The following is a 17,285-nucleotide window of genomic DNA, read 5'->3' as shown; positions in this document are numbered from 1 at the left end:
CAGAGTAGTCAGCGTTACTTAATTTGAGGTAATCGATGACGAACCTTGTTACCGACGGAGAAAAGGACAAAATCAATCCCGTTGTTTTTTACACGTCAGCCGGACTGATTTTGTTGTTTTCCCTGACCACCATTTTCTTTAGTGATTTTTCCGCCATCTGGATTGGCCGAACCCTCAACTGGGTTTCCAAAACGTTCGGTTGGTATTACCTGCTCGCCGCCACGCTCTATATTGTTTTTGTTATCTTTATTGCCTGCTCGCGCTTCGGTTCGGTCAAGCTGGGCCCGGAACAATCGAAACCTGAATTCAGCCTGCTAAGCTGGGCTGCGATGCTGTTCGCGGCGGGGATTGGTATTGACCTGATGTTCTTCTCGGTGGCTGAGCCTGTTTCTCAATATATGCAGCCGCCGGAAGGGGCGGGGCAGACCATTGAAGCGGCGCGCCAGTCGATGGTGTGGACGCTTTTTCACTATGGGCTGACCGGCTGGTCGATGTATGCGCTGATGGGGATGGCGCTCGGTTATTTTAGCTACCGCTATAATCTGCCGCTGACGATCCGCTCGGCGCTGTATCCGATTTTTGGTAAGCGTATCAACGGACCTATCGGTCACAGCGTCGATATCGCGGCGGTGATCGGCACGATTTTCGGTATCGCCACCACGTTGGGGATTGGCGTGGTACAGCTCAACTACGGGCTGAGCGTGCTGTTTGATATTCCGGATTCCATGGCGGCGAAAGCGGCGCTGATTGTGCTCTCGGTGGTGATCGCCACGATCTCGGTGACCTCGGGGGTAGATAAAGGGATCCGCGTGCTGTCGGAGCTCAACGTGCTGCTGGCGCTGGGGCTGATCCTCTTTGTGCTGTTTATGGGCGAAACCTCGTTTCTGCTTAACGCGCTGGTGTTGAACGTGGGCGACTATGTGAACCGCTTTATGGGCATGACGCTCAACAGCTTTGCCTTTGACCGTCCGGTCGAGTGGATGAATAGCTGGACGCTGTTTTTCTGGGCGTGGTGGGTGGCGTGGTCGCCGTTTGTCGGCCTGTTTTTGGCGCGCATTTCCCGTGGACGTACGATTCGCCAGTTTGTTTTCGGCACCCTGATTATTCCGTTCACCTTCACTCTGCTGTGGCTGTCGGTGTTTGGTAACAGCGCGCTGTACGAGATAATCCACGGCGATGCGGGTTTTGCCGAAGAAACGATGACCCATCCTGAACGTGGCTTCTACAGCCTGCTGGCGCAGTATCCGGCGTTTACCTTTAGCGCATCTGTCGCCACGATAACCGGGCTGCTGTTCTATGTGACCTCGGCGGATTCCGGCGCGCTGGTGTTGGGGAATTTCACCTCGAAACTGAAAGATATCAACAGCGATGCGCCCGCCTGGCTGCGCGTGTTCTGGTCGGTGGCGATTGGTCTGTTGACGCTGGGCATGCTGATGACCAATGGGATTTCCGCGTTACAGAACACGACGGTGATCATGGGACTGCCCTTCAGCTTTGTGATCTTCTTTATTATGGCCGGACTGTATAAATCGCTGAAGGTTGAAGATTACCGACGGGAAAGCGCCAACCGGAACACCGCCCCGCGCCCGATGGGCGTTCAGGACCGGTTGAGCTGGAAAAAACGGTTGTCGCGGCTGATGAACTATCCGGGAACCCGTTATACCCGCGAGATGATGGAAACGGTCTGTTATCCGGCCATGGAAGAGGTGGCGCATGAACTGAAACTGCGCGGCGCGAACGTTGTGTTATCAAGCCTGCCGCCGGAAGAGGGGGAAGCGCTCGGTCATCTCGATCTGCGGGTGAATCTGGGCGATGAACGTAACTTCGTTTATCAAATCTGGCCGCAAAAATATGCGATCCCCGGTTTTACTTATCGGGCGCGTAGCGGGAAATCGACCTACTACCGGCTGGAAACCTTTCTGCTTGAGGGCAGCCAGGGGAACGATCTGATGGATTACAGCAAAGAGCAGGTGATCACCGATATTCTCGATCAGTACGAGCGGCATCTGAACTTTATCCATCTGGATCGCGAAGCGCCGGGGAACGGCGTGCTGTTTCCTGGAATGTAGGAGGCGTCAGGCATAACGTGATGACACACTCGCCACGCGTTTGCCACTCGACGTTAACGACATGATCGACGACGTTGGGTGAAAAGAGTGCGGTTAAACGCAAGCTCATATGGCTTGCGTTTATCGCGCTGACTTTCGCGCTGTCGAATCCCGGCCACGCATTGACCCTTCCACAAAACGCTTTATACAGACTCTCTTTGGCGGAAAAGGCCAGCGTTAAGGCGAGCGTAAAAGGCAGGGCGCTGGAGAGTAAAATCTCCCGCTCCTCATTATCAACGATGCTGCCTGTCAGTTCTTCTGCCATCTGCGGCGTAAAAATCGCCTCGATATCCACACCCACAGGCTGCCTCGACACAACGGCCAGTGCGGTCGTTGCACAATGACTGATACTGCCCGATAAACCCGCAGACCATAACGGCTGGCGCTGTTCACCGATTGCGGGAACGGCTTTACTGCCGTAATCGCGAAGCGCGTGGACGGCGGCGATACGCCCGGCTAAATGCTCGGCTTTGCGTTTTCTTCCGGCCGCGTGTAACTGTGCGTGATGCGGGAGCCAGAAGAGATCGTGCTCATGGAAGCTGTCAGGGTCGAACGCAATACAGTGCAGCGTGTGCCCGGCAAAAGAGAAGTTTGAGTGATGAGTTAGCATGGTTTTTCAGGAAATCCCCCTCGCCAAAAGGAGAGGGGGGAATCAGCATCAGAAGTGGGTATTTACGCTCATAAACCACGTACGACCCGGTTCGTTATAGGTGTGCGCGCCGGCGCCTGCCATAAAATCACCGGTTTTAGTATCGCTGACGGTCTGCGCATTACCTTCACGCCACAGACGTTTGTCAAAGACGTTATCCACGCCGCCGGTCAGACTGACGTTTTTCGTCACGTCCCAGGTCGCGCTCAGGCCGACAATGCTGTACGGACTGACGGATTGTTTATCCGTACCCGTTACCGGTTTGCCCTGGTAATCGTATTTCTTCGGCTCTTGTTTACCGTACCAGGTGAACGTTGATTGCAGAGAAACATCCTGACGTACCTGCCAGCTGAGGGTTGAGTTCAGCGTGTACTCCGGAATAATCGACAGGCGTTCGCCGGTTTCTTTATTCTTACTCTGCAGCATGTAAGTGATGTTATTGGTCCAGTTTACGGTTTCGCTAACCGGCACGTTCAACGTCCCTTCCAGCCCTTCTACCACCGCTTTTGGTACGTTTTCCCACTGATAGATATCGGTGTAGGTCGTTTTCCCTTTGTTGGAGATGGACGTTCTGCTGAGCGGCGTCGTACCGGCTTCAATCTTGTTACGATAATCGTTACGGAACCAGGTCACGCCCGCCAGCCAACCGTCACGCTTGAATTCCAGACCAATCTCTTTGTTGATGCTGGTTTCGGCTTTCAGGTCATCGTTACCCATCATGTAGCAACCAATACCGCTGGCCGCTCCCGTGGCATAACAGCCCTGGCCTTTACTGTACAGAATATAGTTCGGGTTAGTCTGGTACAGGCTTGGCGCTTTGTAGGCGCGCGCGATACCCATCTTCAGGGTGAAGTCATCGCCCAGACCTTGCGACAGGTTCAGGGACGGACTCCAGTTGTCGCCGACAATGCTGTGATGATCGAAACGCAGGCCTGGCGTTAGCATGGTGCTGTCGGTCAGCTCCATGTTGTTTTCGGCAAACAGCGAGAATATCTCTGCTTTGGAATACGGGCTGCGGTCAGTACTGGACGATCCCGGAATATCGCCGCCCATAAAGGTTTGCGAGTTGGAGAGCATATCTTTCATGCGCTGTTGGGTCCATTCGGTACCCACCGTCAAGTTCTGATTCACGAAGAGATCGAACGGAACGCTTACTTCGCTGTGCAGCATGACGTCATTCAGATCGGCATCAACGTATTTCTGCGAGGCTTTTGGATCGAAGATGCCTTCGGTGCCCCCCGCTAAACCTTCTGGCGTTCGGGAGTTGCGGGTATGTTCATACTGTACCCAGTTACTGGTGGTGACGCCGTTATCCCAGCCGCCATTCCAGGTGAGGGCGTAATTCTGGCGATACATACGGTTGGTTTCTTCCCCGTAGCTATCTTTCACCAACTGGTTGGTGTTGGTGTTCTGCGTATCACCGGCGTAGAGGTTGCCCTGGCGGTTGTAACCAGCTTCGAATTCCAGAGACTGGAGCGGGGCGAAATCCCAGCGTACAACGCCATTGATATCTTTATTGATCACCCCTTCACGACCCGCAGGCAACGTGTCGGCATAGCTGCCAGTACGTTCCGATTGATGGCCCTGGTTGATGTCACGCGCATCGGCCTGCGTTTTGTCGAGATTACCGAACAGACGGAAACTGAAATCCCCGCCCAGCGGGCCGTTCAGGCTAAAGTTGGTGCGTTTGGTTGAACCTTCTTCTTTATGTTCCGGCGCGTTGAAATAGGTGTTCCACGAACCGTGCCATTCGCTGCTGCCCTTTTTGGTGATGATGTTCACCACGCCACCGGCGGCGCCATTACCGTAACGGGCTGCGGCAGGACCGCGCAGCACTTCGATACGTTCAATCATCTCCGGCGGCACCCATGAGGTATCACCACGGGTATCGCGTTCACCGCGCCAGCCAAGGCGCACAGAGTTACGGCTGGTGACCGGTTTGCCGTCAATCAGGATCAGGGTATTTTCCGGGCCCATCCCGCGAATATCAATTTGACGATTGTTCCCGCGCTGACCACTGGTGGAGTTGCCCGTCAGGTTGACGCCAGGCATGGTGCGGATGATTTCCGACACATCGCGGGCGGGGGGATTTTTGCGGATTTCGTCCGCGGTGATGGTGGAAACGCCCGGCGCCTGTAAGTTCTGTTGGGCGGCGGTAACCACAATAGTGTCTTCGTTGGCGACGGCAGGATTGTCTGCTGTCTCTTCTGCCAGTGCGGGCAGCGCTACCCCATAAATCCCTAAATTGACCAGTAAGGCCAGGGAATGAATCTTCTTGTTCATTGTATGTCCTGCTTTTTTTAGCCACGTGTGCCAACGTCGCCCGGTAAAGGGGAGTTAGCCTGATGTCGCCCGCCTCTGCGAAGACCCTCCATTCCAGAAAAGCACGCAGTGCCAGAGCGTTTATAAGTGGTGAAATACTGTTCGCGCTTCCCACAGCGCGACAATACGCTATTGCAAATGCAAATAGTTATCAATAATATTATCAATATATTTCAGCGATGAATGAAAAATTGCACAATAAACATGGGGTTATGTTGGTGGCAGCGTTTTCGGTGGGAAGTGATAGCTGGTGGCAGTCAAAAAATGGACCTGAATGGGTACGTACGGAGAACGGTGATTGCCGGGTCACTTTCTGGTGGCGCGACCCGCAGGGAACAGAAAATCACTCCCCAATACGCCGTGTATGGGTCTACATCACGGGTGTCACCGATCATCATCAAAATGCCATTCCGCAGTCAATGCAGCGCATTGCCGGGACGGATGTCTGGCAGTGGAGCACGGAACTCAGCGCCCACTGGCGGGGCAGTTACTGTTTTATCCCGTCTGCGCGCGACGATATTTTTACCTCATTGGTAGCCGGTGAAACGCCTGACCGCACGACGCTTCGTGAAGGATGGCGACAACTTTTACCGCAGGCGATTGCCGATCCTCTCAACCCCGTCAGTTGGACCGGGGGAAGAGGTCATGCCGTTTCGGCGCTGGAAATGCCCGATGCTCCGGCACAGCCAGGATGGGATCACCCTGAAAAACCGGATACCCCCCCGCGTTGTTTGCAATGGCGCAGCGAACGTCTGGGCAACACCCGACCCGTGTGGGTGTTTACCACCGGGAAAAATTCCGGGGAGAAACGTCCGCTGGCGATTCTGCTGGACGGACAGTTTTGGGCGCAGAGCATGCCGGTCTGGTCCGCTCTCACCTCGCTCACGTCCCGAAAGCAGCTTCCGGCTGCGGTTTATCTGCTGATCGATGCCATCGACACCCCTCACCGTAGCCGGGAATTGCCGTGCAACGCCGACTTCTGGCTGGCGGTGCAGCAGGAGTTATTGCCGCAAGTGCAGTCCGTCGTGCCCTTTAGCGATAGCCCTGAGCAGACGATCGTTGCCGGACAAAGTTTTGGTGGACTTTCGTCGCTGTACGCAGGACTGCACTGGCCTGAGCGATTTGGCTGTGTGTTGAGTCAATCGGGATCTTACTGGTGGCCGCATCGCGGCGCACAGCAGGAAGGGATCGTTACTGAGCAATTGAAGACGGGCGCTGTTTCGGCTCAGGGATTGCGCATTGTGCTGGAGGCGGGCATCAGAGAACCAATCATTTTTGAGGCGAATCAGGCGCTTTACCGCCAGTTGCATAACGTGCAGCCGTCGGTGTGCTGGCGTCAGGTTGACGGCGGACATGATGCGCTTTGCTGGCGCGGCGGATTAATGCAGGGGTTGATGACGTTATGGCAACCGCTGACTGACCCCCGCGAGCACCAGAACAATCAGGCCTGATCCGGGCGGGTTTCCACGACAGGAGTTGAGTATGGAATTCAGTAATCCCTTCGATAATCCGCAGGGACAGTTTTACATTCTGCAAAATGCGCAGCGCCAGTTTAGTCTCTGGCCTCAGCAGTGTTCACTGCCCGCGGGCTGGCAGGTGGTGTGCGAGCCGCAATCACAAGAAGACTGCCAACAATGGCTGGCGACCCACTGGACGACATTGACGCCCGCCCATTATGCCGATGTGCAGGAGGCACAATGACCCAACGTTTACCTTTGGTCGCCGCGCAGCCGGGGATCTGGATGGCGGAAAAGCTCTCTTCTTTGCCTTCCGCCTGGAGTGTGGCGCATTACGTGGAATTATGCGGCGAGCTGGACGCGCCTTTACTGGCGAAAGCGGCCGTGGCGGGAATGAAACAGGCTGACACGCTGCGTTTGCGGTTCACGGAAGATAACGGAGACGTCTGGCAATGGGTTGATCCACAGTTACCGATTGCCGAGCCGGAGATCATCGACCTGCGCGGTGAATCTGCGCCCGTCGCCGCCGCGCTGGCGGTGATGCACGCCGATCTCGGGCAAAATCTGCGGGCCGATGGCGGAAAACCGCTTGCCCTGCACTTATTGATTCAGGTGGATGACACTCGCTGGTACTGGTATCAACGCTATCATCATTTGCTGGTGGATGGCTTTAGTTTCCCGGCCATTACGCGACAGATCGCCGCCATTTACCGCGCATGGCAACGGGGAGAACCAACACCGGACTCCCCGTTTACCCCCTTTGCCGAGGTCGTGGACGAGTATCAGCGCTACCGTGACAGTGAAGCGTATCAGCGTGATGGGGCATTTTGGTCGCAACAGCGCACTCAGTTACCACCTCCCGCATCGCTCTCTTCCGCCGCCTTGTCTGGCGGTGCCGCCAGCGCTGATGTTCTGCGCATGAAATTGAACGTGCCGGAAGGCATGTTCCGCCAACTGGCAACCCGTATGCCCCATGTGCAGCGCGCAGATCTCGCGTTGGCGCTGGTATCACTATGGCTTGGGCGGTTATGTGGACGCCCTGATTACACCGCCGGCTTTATCTTTATGCGGCGGATGGGATCGGCCGCGTTGACCGCGACGGGGCCGGTGCTGAATGTGCTGCCGTTGGGTGTGAACATCAGGGCGGCAGAAACGCTTGCGGAACTGGCGACGCGCCTTGCCGGACAACTGAAGAAAATGCGTCGCCATCAACGTTATGACGCCGAACAGATTGTCCGCGACAGCGGACGCGCAGCGGGCGGCGAACCGTTATTCGGCCCGGTTCTGAACGTGAAAGTGTTTGACTATCAGCTGGATACCCTAGGCGTTCAGGCTATCACCCACACGCTGGCGACGGGACCGGTTAACGATCTGGAACTGGCGCTCTTCCCTGATGAAGAGGGCGGCCTGAGTATTGAAATCCTCGCCAATAAACAGCGCTATGAGGAAGCAACCTTAGTTCAGCATGCTTCGCGTCTGATGGCGCTGATTAACCAGTTTGCGGCAAATCCTTCGCTGCGCTGTGGCGATGCCGACATGCTGTTGCCTGCCGAGAAAGAACTGCTCGCGAAGGTGAATGCGACGGCGGTGAATATCCCGTCGACTACGCTCAGCGCGCTGGTGGCGGAACAGACATATAAAACGCCGGATGCCCCTGCGCTGGCGGATGCGCGCTATCAGTTCAGCTATCGCGAAATGCGTGAGCAGGTGGTGGCGCTCGCCAATTTACTGCGTGAACGTGGGGTGAAGCCGGGGGACAGTGTGGCGGTGGCGTTGCCACGCTCGGTGTTCCTGACGTTAGCGCTGCATGGCATTGTCGAAGCCGGGGCTGCCTGGCTACCGCTGGATACGGGATATCCGGACGATCGACTGCGAATGATGCTGGAAGATGCACAGCCAAAACTATTGATTACCACCGATGAGCAACGGGCCCGGTTTAGCGGTATTCCAGGTCTGGAAAGTCTGTGCTACAGCGAGCCGCTGGCGGCTGGCGACACCGCGCCGTTAGCACTTTCTCAGCCACACCATACGGCATATATCATTTTCACCTCGGGTTCGACGGGAAGACCGAAAGGGGTGATGGTGGGGCAAACGGCGATCGTGAACCGTTTGCTGTGGATGCAGGATCACTATTCGCTGACGACAGACGATGTGGTGGCGCAAAAAACGCCGTGTAGTTTCGACGTTTCGGTGTGGGAGTTTTTCTGGCCGTTTATTGCCGGCGCCAGGCTGGTGATGGCGGAGCCGGAGGCGCATCGCGATCCGCTGGCGATGCAGCATTTCTTTGCACGCTACGGTGTGACCACCACCCATTTTGTACCGTCAATGCTGGCGGCGTTTGTCGCCTCGCTGACGTCTGAAGCCGCCCGCAAACGTTGTGCCTCGTTAAAGCATGTTTTTTGCAGTGGAGAGGCTCTGCCCAGCGATCTGTGCCGCGAGTGGCAACAGCTGACCGGCGCGCCGCTGCATAATTTGTATGGGCCAACGGAAGCGGCAGTAGATGTCAGTTGGTATCCGGCCTGTGGCGATGAACTTGCCGCGGTGACCGGAAGTAGCGTGCCGATTGGTTATCCGGTCTGGAATACCGGTCTGCGGATCCTCGATGCCATGATGCGCCCAGTGCCTCCGGGAACGGCGGGGGATTTGTATTTGACCGGCATCCAGCTGGCGCAAGGCTATCTGGGAAGGGCGGATTTAACGGCAAGTCGTTTTATCGCCGATCCGTTTGCGCCGGGTGAACGGATGTACCGCACCGGCGATGTGGCGCGCTGGCTTACCTCTGGCGCTGTAGAGTATCTGGGGCGCAGTGACGATCAGCTTAAGATCCGGGGTCAGCGTATTGAACTGGGGGAAATCGACCGCGTGATGCAAATGCTGCCGGATGTCGAGCATGCCGTTGCCCATGCCTGTGTGTTTAATCAGGCGGTGGCAACGGGCGGCGATGCCCGACAACTGGTGGGATATCTGGTATCACGTTCCGGTTTGCCGCTGGATGTGACTGCGTTGCAGGAACAGCTCCGTGAAAAACTCCCGCAGCATATGGTTCCGGTGGTGCTGCTTCAACTGGCGGAGCTGCCGCTGAGCGCCAACGGAAAACTGGATCGCAAAGCATTGCCGATGCCGCAGGTGACGAAACGTACGCAAGGGCGTGCGCCGCTTCCCGGTACGGAAACGACGATCGCTAACGCCTTTGCCCGAATGCTGGGATGCGAGGTCAACGATGTGGAAGCCGATTTCTTCGCGCTGGGGGGGCACTCATTGTTGGCGATGAAGCTGGCCGCGCAGTTGAGTCAGACATTCGCGCGCCAGGTCACGCCGGGTCAGATTATGGTGGCCTCCACCGTCGCACAACTGAGTGCGCTGCTGGATACCGTTGAAGACGAACATTCCCAGCAACTGGGATTCGAAACGCTGTTGCCGCTGCGCGAAAGCGATGGGCCGACGCTGTTTTGTTTCCATCCGGCTTCCGGTTTCGCCTGGCAGTTTAGCGTCCTGGCGCGCTACCTCGCGCCACAGTGGTCAATCATGGGGATTCAGTCGCCACGGCCCTATGGTCCAATGCAGACGGCGGCGAACCTTGATGAGGTCTGTGAGCACCATTTGGCGACGCTGCTGAAACAGCAGCCGCATGGTCCGTACTATTTACTGGGGTATTCTCTGGGAGGGACGCTGGCGCAGGGAATCGCTGCGCGCTTACGCGCCCGGGGGGAAAACGTCGCTTTCCTCGGTCTGCTGGATACCTGGCCGCCAGAAACGCAAAACTGGCAGGAGAAAGAGGCCAACGGATTAGATCCGGAAGTGTTGGCCGAGATCGATCGCGAGCGTGAAGCGTTTCTGTCCGCTCAGCGTGGGCATGCCAGCGAGGCGTTGTTCACCGCCATAGAAGGAAATTATGCGGATGCGGTACGCTTGCTCACCACGGCGCGTAGCGTACCGTTTGATGGTCGGGCTACACTCTTTGTGGCTCAACGAACGCTACCAGAAGGCGTTAGCCCTGAGCGGAGTTGGGCTCCGTGGATAGCCGGGTTGGATATCTACCGCCAAGACTGCGCGCATGTCGATATTATTTCGCCGTCCGCGTTCGAGAATATTGGCCCAATAATCCGTGAGCTGCTTAGCATATAACGGGCGTTTTCTGGACGCTTTCAGATAATATCATTATACAAACCCATAATAAGAGCTAATTATTATGGGTTTTTGTTTGTATTGATTGCTATTTAACATAAATGAAACATAACCAGAGGGTAAGCACAATTCCTAATAATGGGTTTGATGAGGACTATTATACAAAGATCGTTTCGGATAATTCTGAGTAGCTGTTAGAATCGTGTCAAAGAAGGATTCTTTCATCAAGTTTTGTACTCAGGTTATACGGTATGTCATCACTTAATGTTAAACACGAAAAAGACTCGGAATTTACTGCCTGGCAACCCGCATCGGCAACCCGTAATAGTAATGAGATTGATTTATTAAACCTCATTGATGTTTTATGGCGTGCGAAAAGTCGAATTGTTGCTGTCGTTTTTGCTTTTGCATGTATCGGGTTACTGATCTCATTTCTCCTACCGCAAAAGTGGACCAGCGAGGCGATTGTCACACCGCCTGAACCTATTCAGTGGCAGGGGCTTGAGAAAACCCTGACGAAACTGCGGGTGCTGGATATGGATGTGAGCGTCGATCGTGGCGGCGTATTCAACCTTTTTATCAAGAAATTTCAATCCCCTTCATTACTCGAAGACTACCTCCGCTCATCACCTTACGTTATGGATCAGCTGAAAGATGCCAATATCGATGAGATGGATTTGCACCGGGCAATCGTGGCGCTGAGTGAAAAAATGAAAGCGGTCGACAGCAATGTGGGTAAGAAAAATGAAACGTCGTTATATACGTCGTGGACCTTGAGTTTTACCGCACCTACGCAAGAAGAAGCGCAGAAGGTTCTTGCAGGGTATATCCAGTTTGTTTCTGATCTCGTCGTGAAAGAGTCTATTGAGAATATTCGAAACAAGCTGGAAATCAAAACCAGTTTTGAGAAAGAGCGACTGGCGATGGATCGGGTCAGGCTCAAAAACCAGCTTGAGGCCAATATTCAGCGACTCAATTACTCACTGGAGATCGCCAATGCGGCCGGGATCAAAAAGCCAGTCTACAGTAACGGTCAGGCAGTAAAAGATGACCCTGATTTCTCTATTTCACTGGGCGCTGACGGTATTGCACGTAAACTACAAATCGAAAAATCCGTGACGGACGTCGCCGAAATTAATGCGGAATTACGTAATCGCCAGTACCACGTGGAGCAACTGAGCGTGATGAATGTCAAGGATGTCAAATTTGTTCCCTTCAAATACCAACTGGTGCCTTCACTGCCTGTGAAGAAAGATGGTCCAGGCAAGTCTATCATCGTGATTCTGGCGGCGTTATTGGGCGGCATGGTGGCGTGCGGTGGGGTATTACTGCGGCATGCATTGATATCCCGCAAGATGGGGGAATCCCTCTTAATGGAAGAGCAACTGACCTGATGATCTGCCGGAGGGGGAGCCCTCCGGCTATCATGACAGGGCGTCCGGAGACGAGTTTCCGGAACGCCCAAGTGGGACGACTAACGGCGTTCCAGCGATCGGGTCTTCAATGATCATGCAACGCAGCCCATAGATTTCTTCAATCAGTTCCGATGTCACGATCTCCTTCGGCGCGCCCTGTGCCACTATTTTGCCTTCACGTAACGCAATCAGATGCGTGGCATACCGACAGGCCTGATTCAAATCATGCAGGACAGCGGCGAGGGTATAGCCTTTCTCACGATTCAGTTCACTCAGCAACTCTAGCAGATCAATCTGGTGGCTGATATCCAACCATGTTGTGGGTTCATCCAGTAGCATGATGGACGTCTCTTGCGCCAGCACCATGGCTATCCAGGCACGCTGGCGCTGTCCGCCGGAAAGTGTATCCACACTTTGTGTCGCCAGATTTGTGATCCCCGTGGCGCGCATGGCGCGCATGACCGCCTCTTCATCTTCTTTGCGCCAGCGGGTAAACAAGGGTTGATGCGGATAGCGACCACGCGCGACCAACTCCTGTACGGTGATATCGCCGGGCGTAGTGGCATTTTGCGCCAGCAGACCGATACGACGGGCCACTTCTTTACTGGCGTAGTGCTGAATATGCTCGCCATCCAACCAGACGTGTCCTTTGGCGGGGGTCATCAGGCGACTCAACGTACGCAGCAGCGTCGATTTTCCGCACCCATTCGGTCCGATAATGGCGGTGAAATGGCCGTCGGGAATCGAGACATTCAGATTTTCTGCCACGGTAAATTTGCCGTACCCCAGCGTTAACTGGTCGCCACGCAAACGGGCTACTGATTCGGTCATTTTTTGCGGGACTCCTGAATTAACAAGACGATAAGATAAATGCCGCCAAGACTGACGGTAACAACGCCCACCGGGAGCTGATAAGGCATAAACAGTTGTTGGGCAACCTGATCCGCGAGCAGCAGTAATAATGCGCCGCACAGGGCTGACTGGGTTAATCCCCAGCGAGCGGTGCCGCTGAGGCGACGCGCAATATGTGGCGCGACAAGCGCGATAAAGGAGATAGGACCGGCGAGAGCCGTCGCGGCGGCGGTCAGGACCACCGCCACCAGCATCATCAGCAAGCGGGAGCGCTCCACGCTAACACCGAGTGCGCAGGCGCTGTCATCCCCCATCTCCAGCAGACGCATACGCCGTACCAGAAGCGCCGCACAAACCAGCATGACGACGATCAACGGGGCTGAGGGCCAGGTTTTAGCCCATGTCAGCCCGTTGAGCGAACCCGCATTCCATAAACCGGCGGTAAGCGCCGTCTCTAAGGAGGCTTCCAGCAGCAGCCAGGTATTAAATGCCACCAGCATCGCGCGTACGCCGATGCCGATAATAATCAGCCTGAAGGTCTCAATACCGTTACGCCAGGCAAGCGCCCAGACCACCAGCGAAGTGAGTATCCCCCCCAACATCGCGCTGAGTGCAATCGCCGTCAGATGTTGACCAAATAGCACCATGGCAATCAGCACGCCGCTCCATGCGCCAGTGTTGAACCCCATCACATCCGGGCTTCCCAGCGGGTTACGCATTAACGACTGGAAAATCGCGCCGCTGACGCCAAGGGCTGCGCCGATAAGCAACGCCATCAGCACGCGCGGTAAACGCCATTCGGTGACGACCAGCGTGATGCTGCGCGGAGCGTCTCCCCACAATGCAGCGATAATTTGCGAGGTATCCAGCGTGACGGCGCCGCTGCGCAGACTCCATAAACTGACGCATACTGCGCCGAACAGAAGCCACAGACAGCAGAGGATCAGACGGCGGGAAACGTGTTTCATATACCGGCACCTCCGCGTTGTCTGCGTCGGACAAGGAAAATGAGTACCGGCGCGCCAATAAACGCGCTGACGACGGAAACGCGTAATTCGCCAGGGACAATCACACGACCAATGATATCGGCAAACAGCAGCAGGGCGGGGGTAGCCAGAAGTGTGACGGGCAAAGACCAGCGGTGATCGGCTCCGACCAACCAGCGTGCCATGTGCGGCATCATCAGACCAATGAACGCGATTGGACCGACAATTGCCGTTGCGCTCCCGCATAACACGGTAATCACCAACAGGCCGATAATCTGAGTACGCGCCACCTTGTTGCCGAGCGCCGTGGCGGTATCGCTGCCCAGGCTCAGACTATTGAGCGCCCGGCTCAGGCATAGCGCAACAACGCCTGCTATCAGTACCGGTGCCAGTACCACCTTCAGCGTTTGCAAACTGCGGATATCCAACGAGCCCGCTTGCCAGAAGCGGAGTTGGTCGTATACATCCGGGTTAAGTAGGGCAATTCCACTGGATAGCCCTTCCAGCACCGCGCTGAGCGCGACACCTGCCAGCGTCAGCCGTACCGGACTTAACTGACCGCCCCCCTGACTGCCGGTAAACGCTACAATCAGCGACGCCGCAAGGGCACCGGCAAATGCCATCAAGAGTTGTTCCTCTGCGGAGGAGTAGCCGAAAAGTGCGGCGCCCAGAACAATGGCAAAGCTGGCGCCGGCATTAACGCCAAGAATGCCCGGATCGGCTAGCGGGTTGCGGGAGAGCGTTTGCATTAAGGCACCGGCAAGACCCAGCGCGCCACCGGCCAGTAATCCGGCCAGCGTACGCGGCAGTCGCGCATCCAGCACGATAACGCAGTCAGGGCTTTGACAGCTACCGGTCAGTGCGTCCAGAACGACAGAGGCTGGCAGTGGTTTTGCGCCTATAGCCAGACTTAATGCGGTGGCGAGAACAAGTAATAACAACAATCCGGGGACGGCGATTGCGCGCGTCACGGAAATAGAGCATGACATATCAACTTCCCTGATAATGATAGTAATTATCGTTATCGATCTTATTTGGTTATGTTAGCATGTGCAGCCTCTGAATGGATATTTAAAAAAGCTCGTATTAAGGCGTTGTAATGAATCGACAATCCTGGCTGTTGAATCTCAGCCTGTTGAAGACGCACCCGGCATTCCGTGCGGTTTTCCTTGCCCGTTTTATCTCCATCGTTTCGCTGGGTTTGCTCGGCGTGGCGGTTCCGGTACAAATCCAGATGATGACCCACTCAACGTGGCAGGTAGGTTTGTCGGTGACGTTGACCGGCAGCGCAATGTTTGTGGGTCTGATGGTGGGCGGCGTATTGGCCGATCGCTATGAGCGTAAAAAAGTGATCCTGCTGGCGCGCGGTACCTGTGGTATCGGCTTCATCGGCCTGTGTCTGAACGCGCTGCTGCCGGAACCTTCGCTGCTGGCGATTTATCTGCTTGGCTTATGGGATGGTTTCTTTGCGTCGCTGGGTGTCACCGCGCTGTTGGCGGCAACGCCAGCGCTGGTCGGCCGTGAAAATCTGATGCAGGCGGGGGCCATAACGATGCTGACGGTTCGCCTGGGGTCGGTGATCTCTCCCATGCTGGGCGGACTGCTATTAGCCACGGGGGGCGTGGCCTGGAACTATGGTCTGGCGGCGGCTGGCACCTTTATAACACTGCTGCCGTTATTGCGACTTCCGCTGTTGCCTCCACCGCCTCAGCCGCGTGAGCATCCGCTTAAATCGCTGCTGGCGGCGTTCCGCTTTTTGTTTGCCAGCCCGCTTATCGGCGGTATTGCGCTGCTCGGCGGTTTGCTGACCATGGCGAGCGCGGTGCGGGTGCTCTATCCGGCGCTGGCGCTGAACTGGCACATGTCTGCGGCGCAAATTGGTTTCCTCTATGCCGCCATTCCCCTCGGCGCAGCGGTAGGCGCGCTGACCAGCGGACAACTGGCTCACAGCGTACGCCCTGGTCTGATTATGCTGGCCTCCACGGTAGGTTCCTTCCTGGCGATTGGCTTGTTTGGCCTGATGCCTGTCTGGGCGCTGGGCGTTATTTGCCTCGCGCTGTTTGGCTGGCTTAGCGCCATCAGTTCGTTACTGCAATACACGATGCTACAAACGCAAACGCCGGAATCGATGCTCGGCAGGATTAACGGCCTGTGGACGGCGCAGAACGTTACCGGGGATGCTATCGGCGCGGCGCTGTTAGGCGGTCTCGGCGCGATGATGACACCGGTCGCCTCGGCAAGCGTAAGTGGATTTGGACTGGTGATTGTAGGGTTATTACTACTGCTGTTGCTGAGTGAATTGCGACGTTTTCGCCAGACGCCTGCAAGTGCCTGATGGCGCTTTGCTTACCAGGCCTACGGGATATGTAGGCCGGATAAGGTATTAGCCGTCATCCGGCACAATAAATTAAAACAGGACGGCAAGACGGTTCAACAGTAACGTCGCACTGTAGTAGTCCAGGCGGAACGTTTCGGTACCCAGCGCGTAAACACGTTTACTTTGCACCGCCGGCAGGTGCGCCAGCAACGGGTTGGCATAAATGGCATTGGCGTCGTTGCTGTCACCAGCAAACAAGAATAGCGCCTCGCCGTTCAGACCCGCCGCCAGATTTTCACCGCCGAGCTGGACGATGTCGTGGCGTTTACCCTGACTGGTGCTGGTGTGCATGTTCGTTGGCAACGCGGCCAGCGTGAAGCCGAGTTGCTCCATCATCTTGCCCTGCGCAGACTCAGGTGTCCATAAATTGGCGGTGTGCGCGGCGGCGGTGTACACCAGCGCGCTGACCGGTTGCGGCGGCAGCTTAATCTTCTGTTTTACCACCGCCATCTGCTGGTCAAATTCAGCAATGCGTTGCGCCGCCTGTTTTTCCTGGCCTGTGATCTCGCCGAGTTGCGTCAGCAATGACTGCCAGCTTTTATCGTCATAGTTGATGATAAGCGTCGGTGCGATGGAAGAGAGCTGATCATAAAGCGCCAGCGCAGAGTCGCCGCCGGTGGCGCTGATCAGGATGAGATCGGGCATCTGTGCGGCCACCGCTTCAGCACTGGGTTCGCCAATGTACAGGCGGTTCAGTTTGCGCGCTTTTGCGACCTCGCTCCATTGGCGCAGGAATCCCTGATCGTCACCGACGCGGTTGTTGGGCGTGGTGGCCCCGCTGGCAATGACCGGGGCGTCAATGGCCAGCAGAGAACCAGTCAGTGTGACGCTGGTCGAGACAATACGCTCAGGTTTGTGCTCCAGCGTGTGTGTTCCACGGCTGTCGGTTACCTGACGTGGCCAGTCAGCGGCGTGGGCTGAGGAGAATCCGAAAACGAAGAGCCCAATCAGCAGGCCAGGCAGAAAAGATAATCTCACAACGCAGTTCCTGTTA

At 55.9% G+C, this 17,285-nt stretch carries 12 protein-coding genes; 6 read left to right on the top strand and 6 right to left on the bottom strand.

Annotated features, from left to right (window positions below):
* The first annotated feature begins 35 nt into the window (after positions 1-35).
* Positions 36-2,069 (top strand): choline transporter, encoded by a 2,034-nt coding sequence (locus JM656_RS15515; protein WP_203358545.1) that lies wholly within the window; start codon positions 36-38, stop codon positions 2,067-2,069.
* On the opposite strand, the gene entD is transcribed toward JM656_RS15515, so the two are convergent.
* Positions 2,014-2,718: an enterobactin synthase subunit EntD gene (gene entD, locus JM656_RS15510; RefSeq protein ID WP_203358544.1), complete on the bottom strand. Its 705-nt coding sequence runs from the start codon at positions 2,716-2,718 to the stop codon at positions 2,014-2,016. The two genes, JM656_RS15515 and entD, sit on opposite strands and share 56 nt — an antisense overlap.
* A gap of 48 nt (positions 2,719-2,766) precedes the next feature.
* Positions 2,767-5,040, bottom strand: a complete 2,274-nt coding sequence (locus JM656_RS15505) for a TonB-dependent siderophore receptor (protein WP_203358543.1) — start codon at positions 5,038-5,040, stop codon at positions 2,767-2,769.
* Between the two features lie 257 nt (positions 5,041-5,297).
* Between JM656_RS15505 and fes the strand changes: the two genes are divergently transcribed.
* The 4 genes from fes to wzz(fepE) all read left to right on the top strand — a co-directional run bounded on the left by fes (position 5,298) and on the right by wzz(fepE) (position 12,055).
* Positions 5,298-6,530, top strand: coding sequence for an enterochelin esterase (gene fes / locus JM656_RS15500; RefSeq protein ID WP_370552277.1), 1,233 nt, complete (start codon positions 5,298-5,300; stop codon positions 6,528-6,530).
* A gap of 31 nt (positions 6,531-6,561) precedes the next feature.
* Positions 6,562-6,780, top strand: a complete 219-nt coding sequence (locus JM656_RS15495) for an MbtH family protein (RefSeq protein ID WP_192611498.1) — start codon at positions 6,562-6,564, stop codon at positions 6,778-6,780.
* The gene (entF, locus tag JM656_RS15490; RefSeq protein WP_203358542.1) at positions 6,777-10,661 is read left to right on the top strand and encodes an enterobactin non-ribosomal peptide synthetase EntF; all 3,885 of its coding nucleotides are present in this window, start codon (positions 6,777-6,779) and stop codon (positions 10,659-10,661) included. Before JM656_RS15495 ends, entF begins: the two co-directional genes overlap by 4 nt.
* Before the next feature lie 251 nt (positions 10,662-10,912).
* Positions 10,913-12,055 (top strand): LPS O-antigen length regulator Wzz(fepE), encoded by a 1,143-nt coding sequence (gene wzz(fepE) / locus JM656_RS15485; RefSeq protein WP_203358541.1) that lies wholly within the window; start codon positions 10,913-10,915, stop codon positions 12,053-12,055.
* Between the two features lie 30 nt (positions 12,056-12,085).
* Here the strand turns inward: wzz(fepE) and fepC are convergent, their stop codons facing one another.
* The 3 genes from fepC to fepD are packed head-to-tail and all read right to left on the bottom strand — an operon-like array spanning position 12,086 to position 14,903.
* Positions 12,086-12,907, bottom strand: a complete 822-nt coding sequence (fepC, locus tag JM656_RS15480) for an iron-enterobactin ABC transporter ATP-binding protein (protein ID WP_203358540.1) — start codon at positions 12,905-12,907, stop codon at positions 12,086-12,088.
* Positions 12,904-13,896 (bottom strand): iron-enterobactin ABC transporter permease, encoded by a 993-nt coding sequence (fepG, locus tag JM656_RS15475; RefSeq protein WP_203358539.1) that lies wholly within the window; start codon positions 13,894-13,896, stop codon positions 12,904-12,906. The genes fepC and fepG overlap by 4 nt, the downstream gene beginning before the upstream one ends.
* Complete coding sequence (fepD, locus tag JM656_RS15470) at positions 13,893-14,903, bottom strand: Fe(3+)-siderophore ABC transporter permease (protein WP_203358538.1); 1,011 nt, start codon at positions 14,901-14,903, stop codon at positions 13,893-13,895. The genes fepG and fepD overlap by 4 nt, the downstream gene beginning before the upstream one ends.
* Positions 14,904-15,013: 110 nt before the next feature.
* Here fepD and entS point away from each other — a divergent pair, with 110 nt between their 5' ends.
* The gene (entS, locus tag JM656_RS15465; RefSeq protein WP_192611503.1) at positions 15,014-16,249 is read left to right on the top strand and encodes an enterobactin transporter EntS; all 1,236 of its coding nucleotides are present in this window, start codon (positions 15,014-15,016) and stop codon (positions 16,247-16,249) included.
* Positions 16,250-16,321: 72 nt separating this feature from the next.
* On the opposite strand, the gene fepB is transcribed toward entS, so the two are convergent.
* Positions 16,322-17,269, bottom strand: coding sequence for a Fe2+-enterobactin ABC transporter substrate-binding protein (gene fepB, locus JM656_RS15460; protein ID WP_238929152.1), 948 nt, complete (start codon positions 17,267-17,269; stop codon positions 16,322-16,324).
* Positions 17,270-17,285: the final 16 nt, after the last annotated feature.

The organism is Citrobacter sp. R56, from assembly GCF_016811995.1.
GTDB lineage: Bacteria > Pseudomonadota > Gammaproteobacteria > Enterobacterales > Enterobacteriaceae > Citrobacter_D > Citrobacter_D enshiensis.
The sequence above is the reverse complement of the archived record's forward strand: the minus strand, read 5'-3'. Positions and strand labels throughout refer to the sequence as shown.

Excerpts from the sequence above, each read along its gene's own strand:
- entS (WP_192611503.1), top strand. The coding sequence starts at position 15,014 with ATGAATCGACAATCCTGGCTGTTGAATCTCAGCCTGTTGAAGACGCAC.
- entD (WP_203358544.1), bottom strand. The coding sequence starts at position 2,718 with ATGCTAACTCATCACTCAAACTTCTCTTTTGCCGGGCACACGCTGCAC.
- fepD (WP_203358538.1), bottom strand. The coding sequence starts at position 14,903 with ATGTCATGCTCTATTTCCGTGACGCGCGCAATCGCCGTCCCCGGATTG.
- fepG (WP_203358539.1), bottom strand. The coding sequence starts at position 13,896 with ATGAAACACGTTTCCCGCCGTCTGATCCTCTGCTGTCTGTGGCTTCTG.
- entF (WP_203358542.1), top strand. The coding sequence starts at position 6,777 with ATGACCCAACGTTTACCTTTGGTCGCCGCGCAGCCGGGGATCTGGATG.
- JM656_RS15505 (WP_203358543.1), bottom strand. The coding sequence starts at position 5,040 with ATGAACAAGAAGATTCATTCCCTGGCCTTACTGGTCAATTTAGGGATT.
- JM656_RS15515 (WP_203358545.1), top strand. The coding sequence starts at position 36 with ATGACGAACCTTGTTACCGACGGAGAAAAGGACAAAATCAATCCCGTT.
- JM656_RS15495 (WP_192611498.1), top strand. The coding sequence starts at position 6,562 with ATGGAATTCAGTAATCCCTTCGATAATCCGCAGGGACAGTTTTACATT.
- fepC (WP_203358540.1), bottom strand. The coding sequence starts at position 12,907 with ATGACCGAATCAGTAGCCCGTTTGCGTGGCGACCAGTTAACGCTGGGG.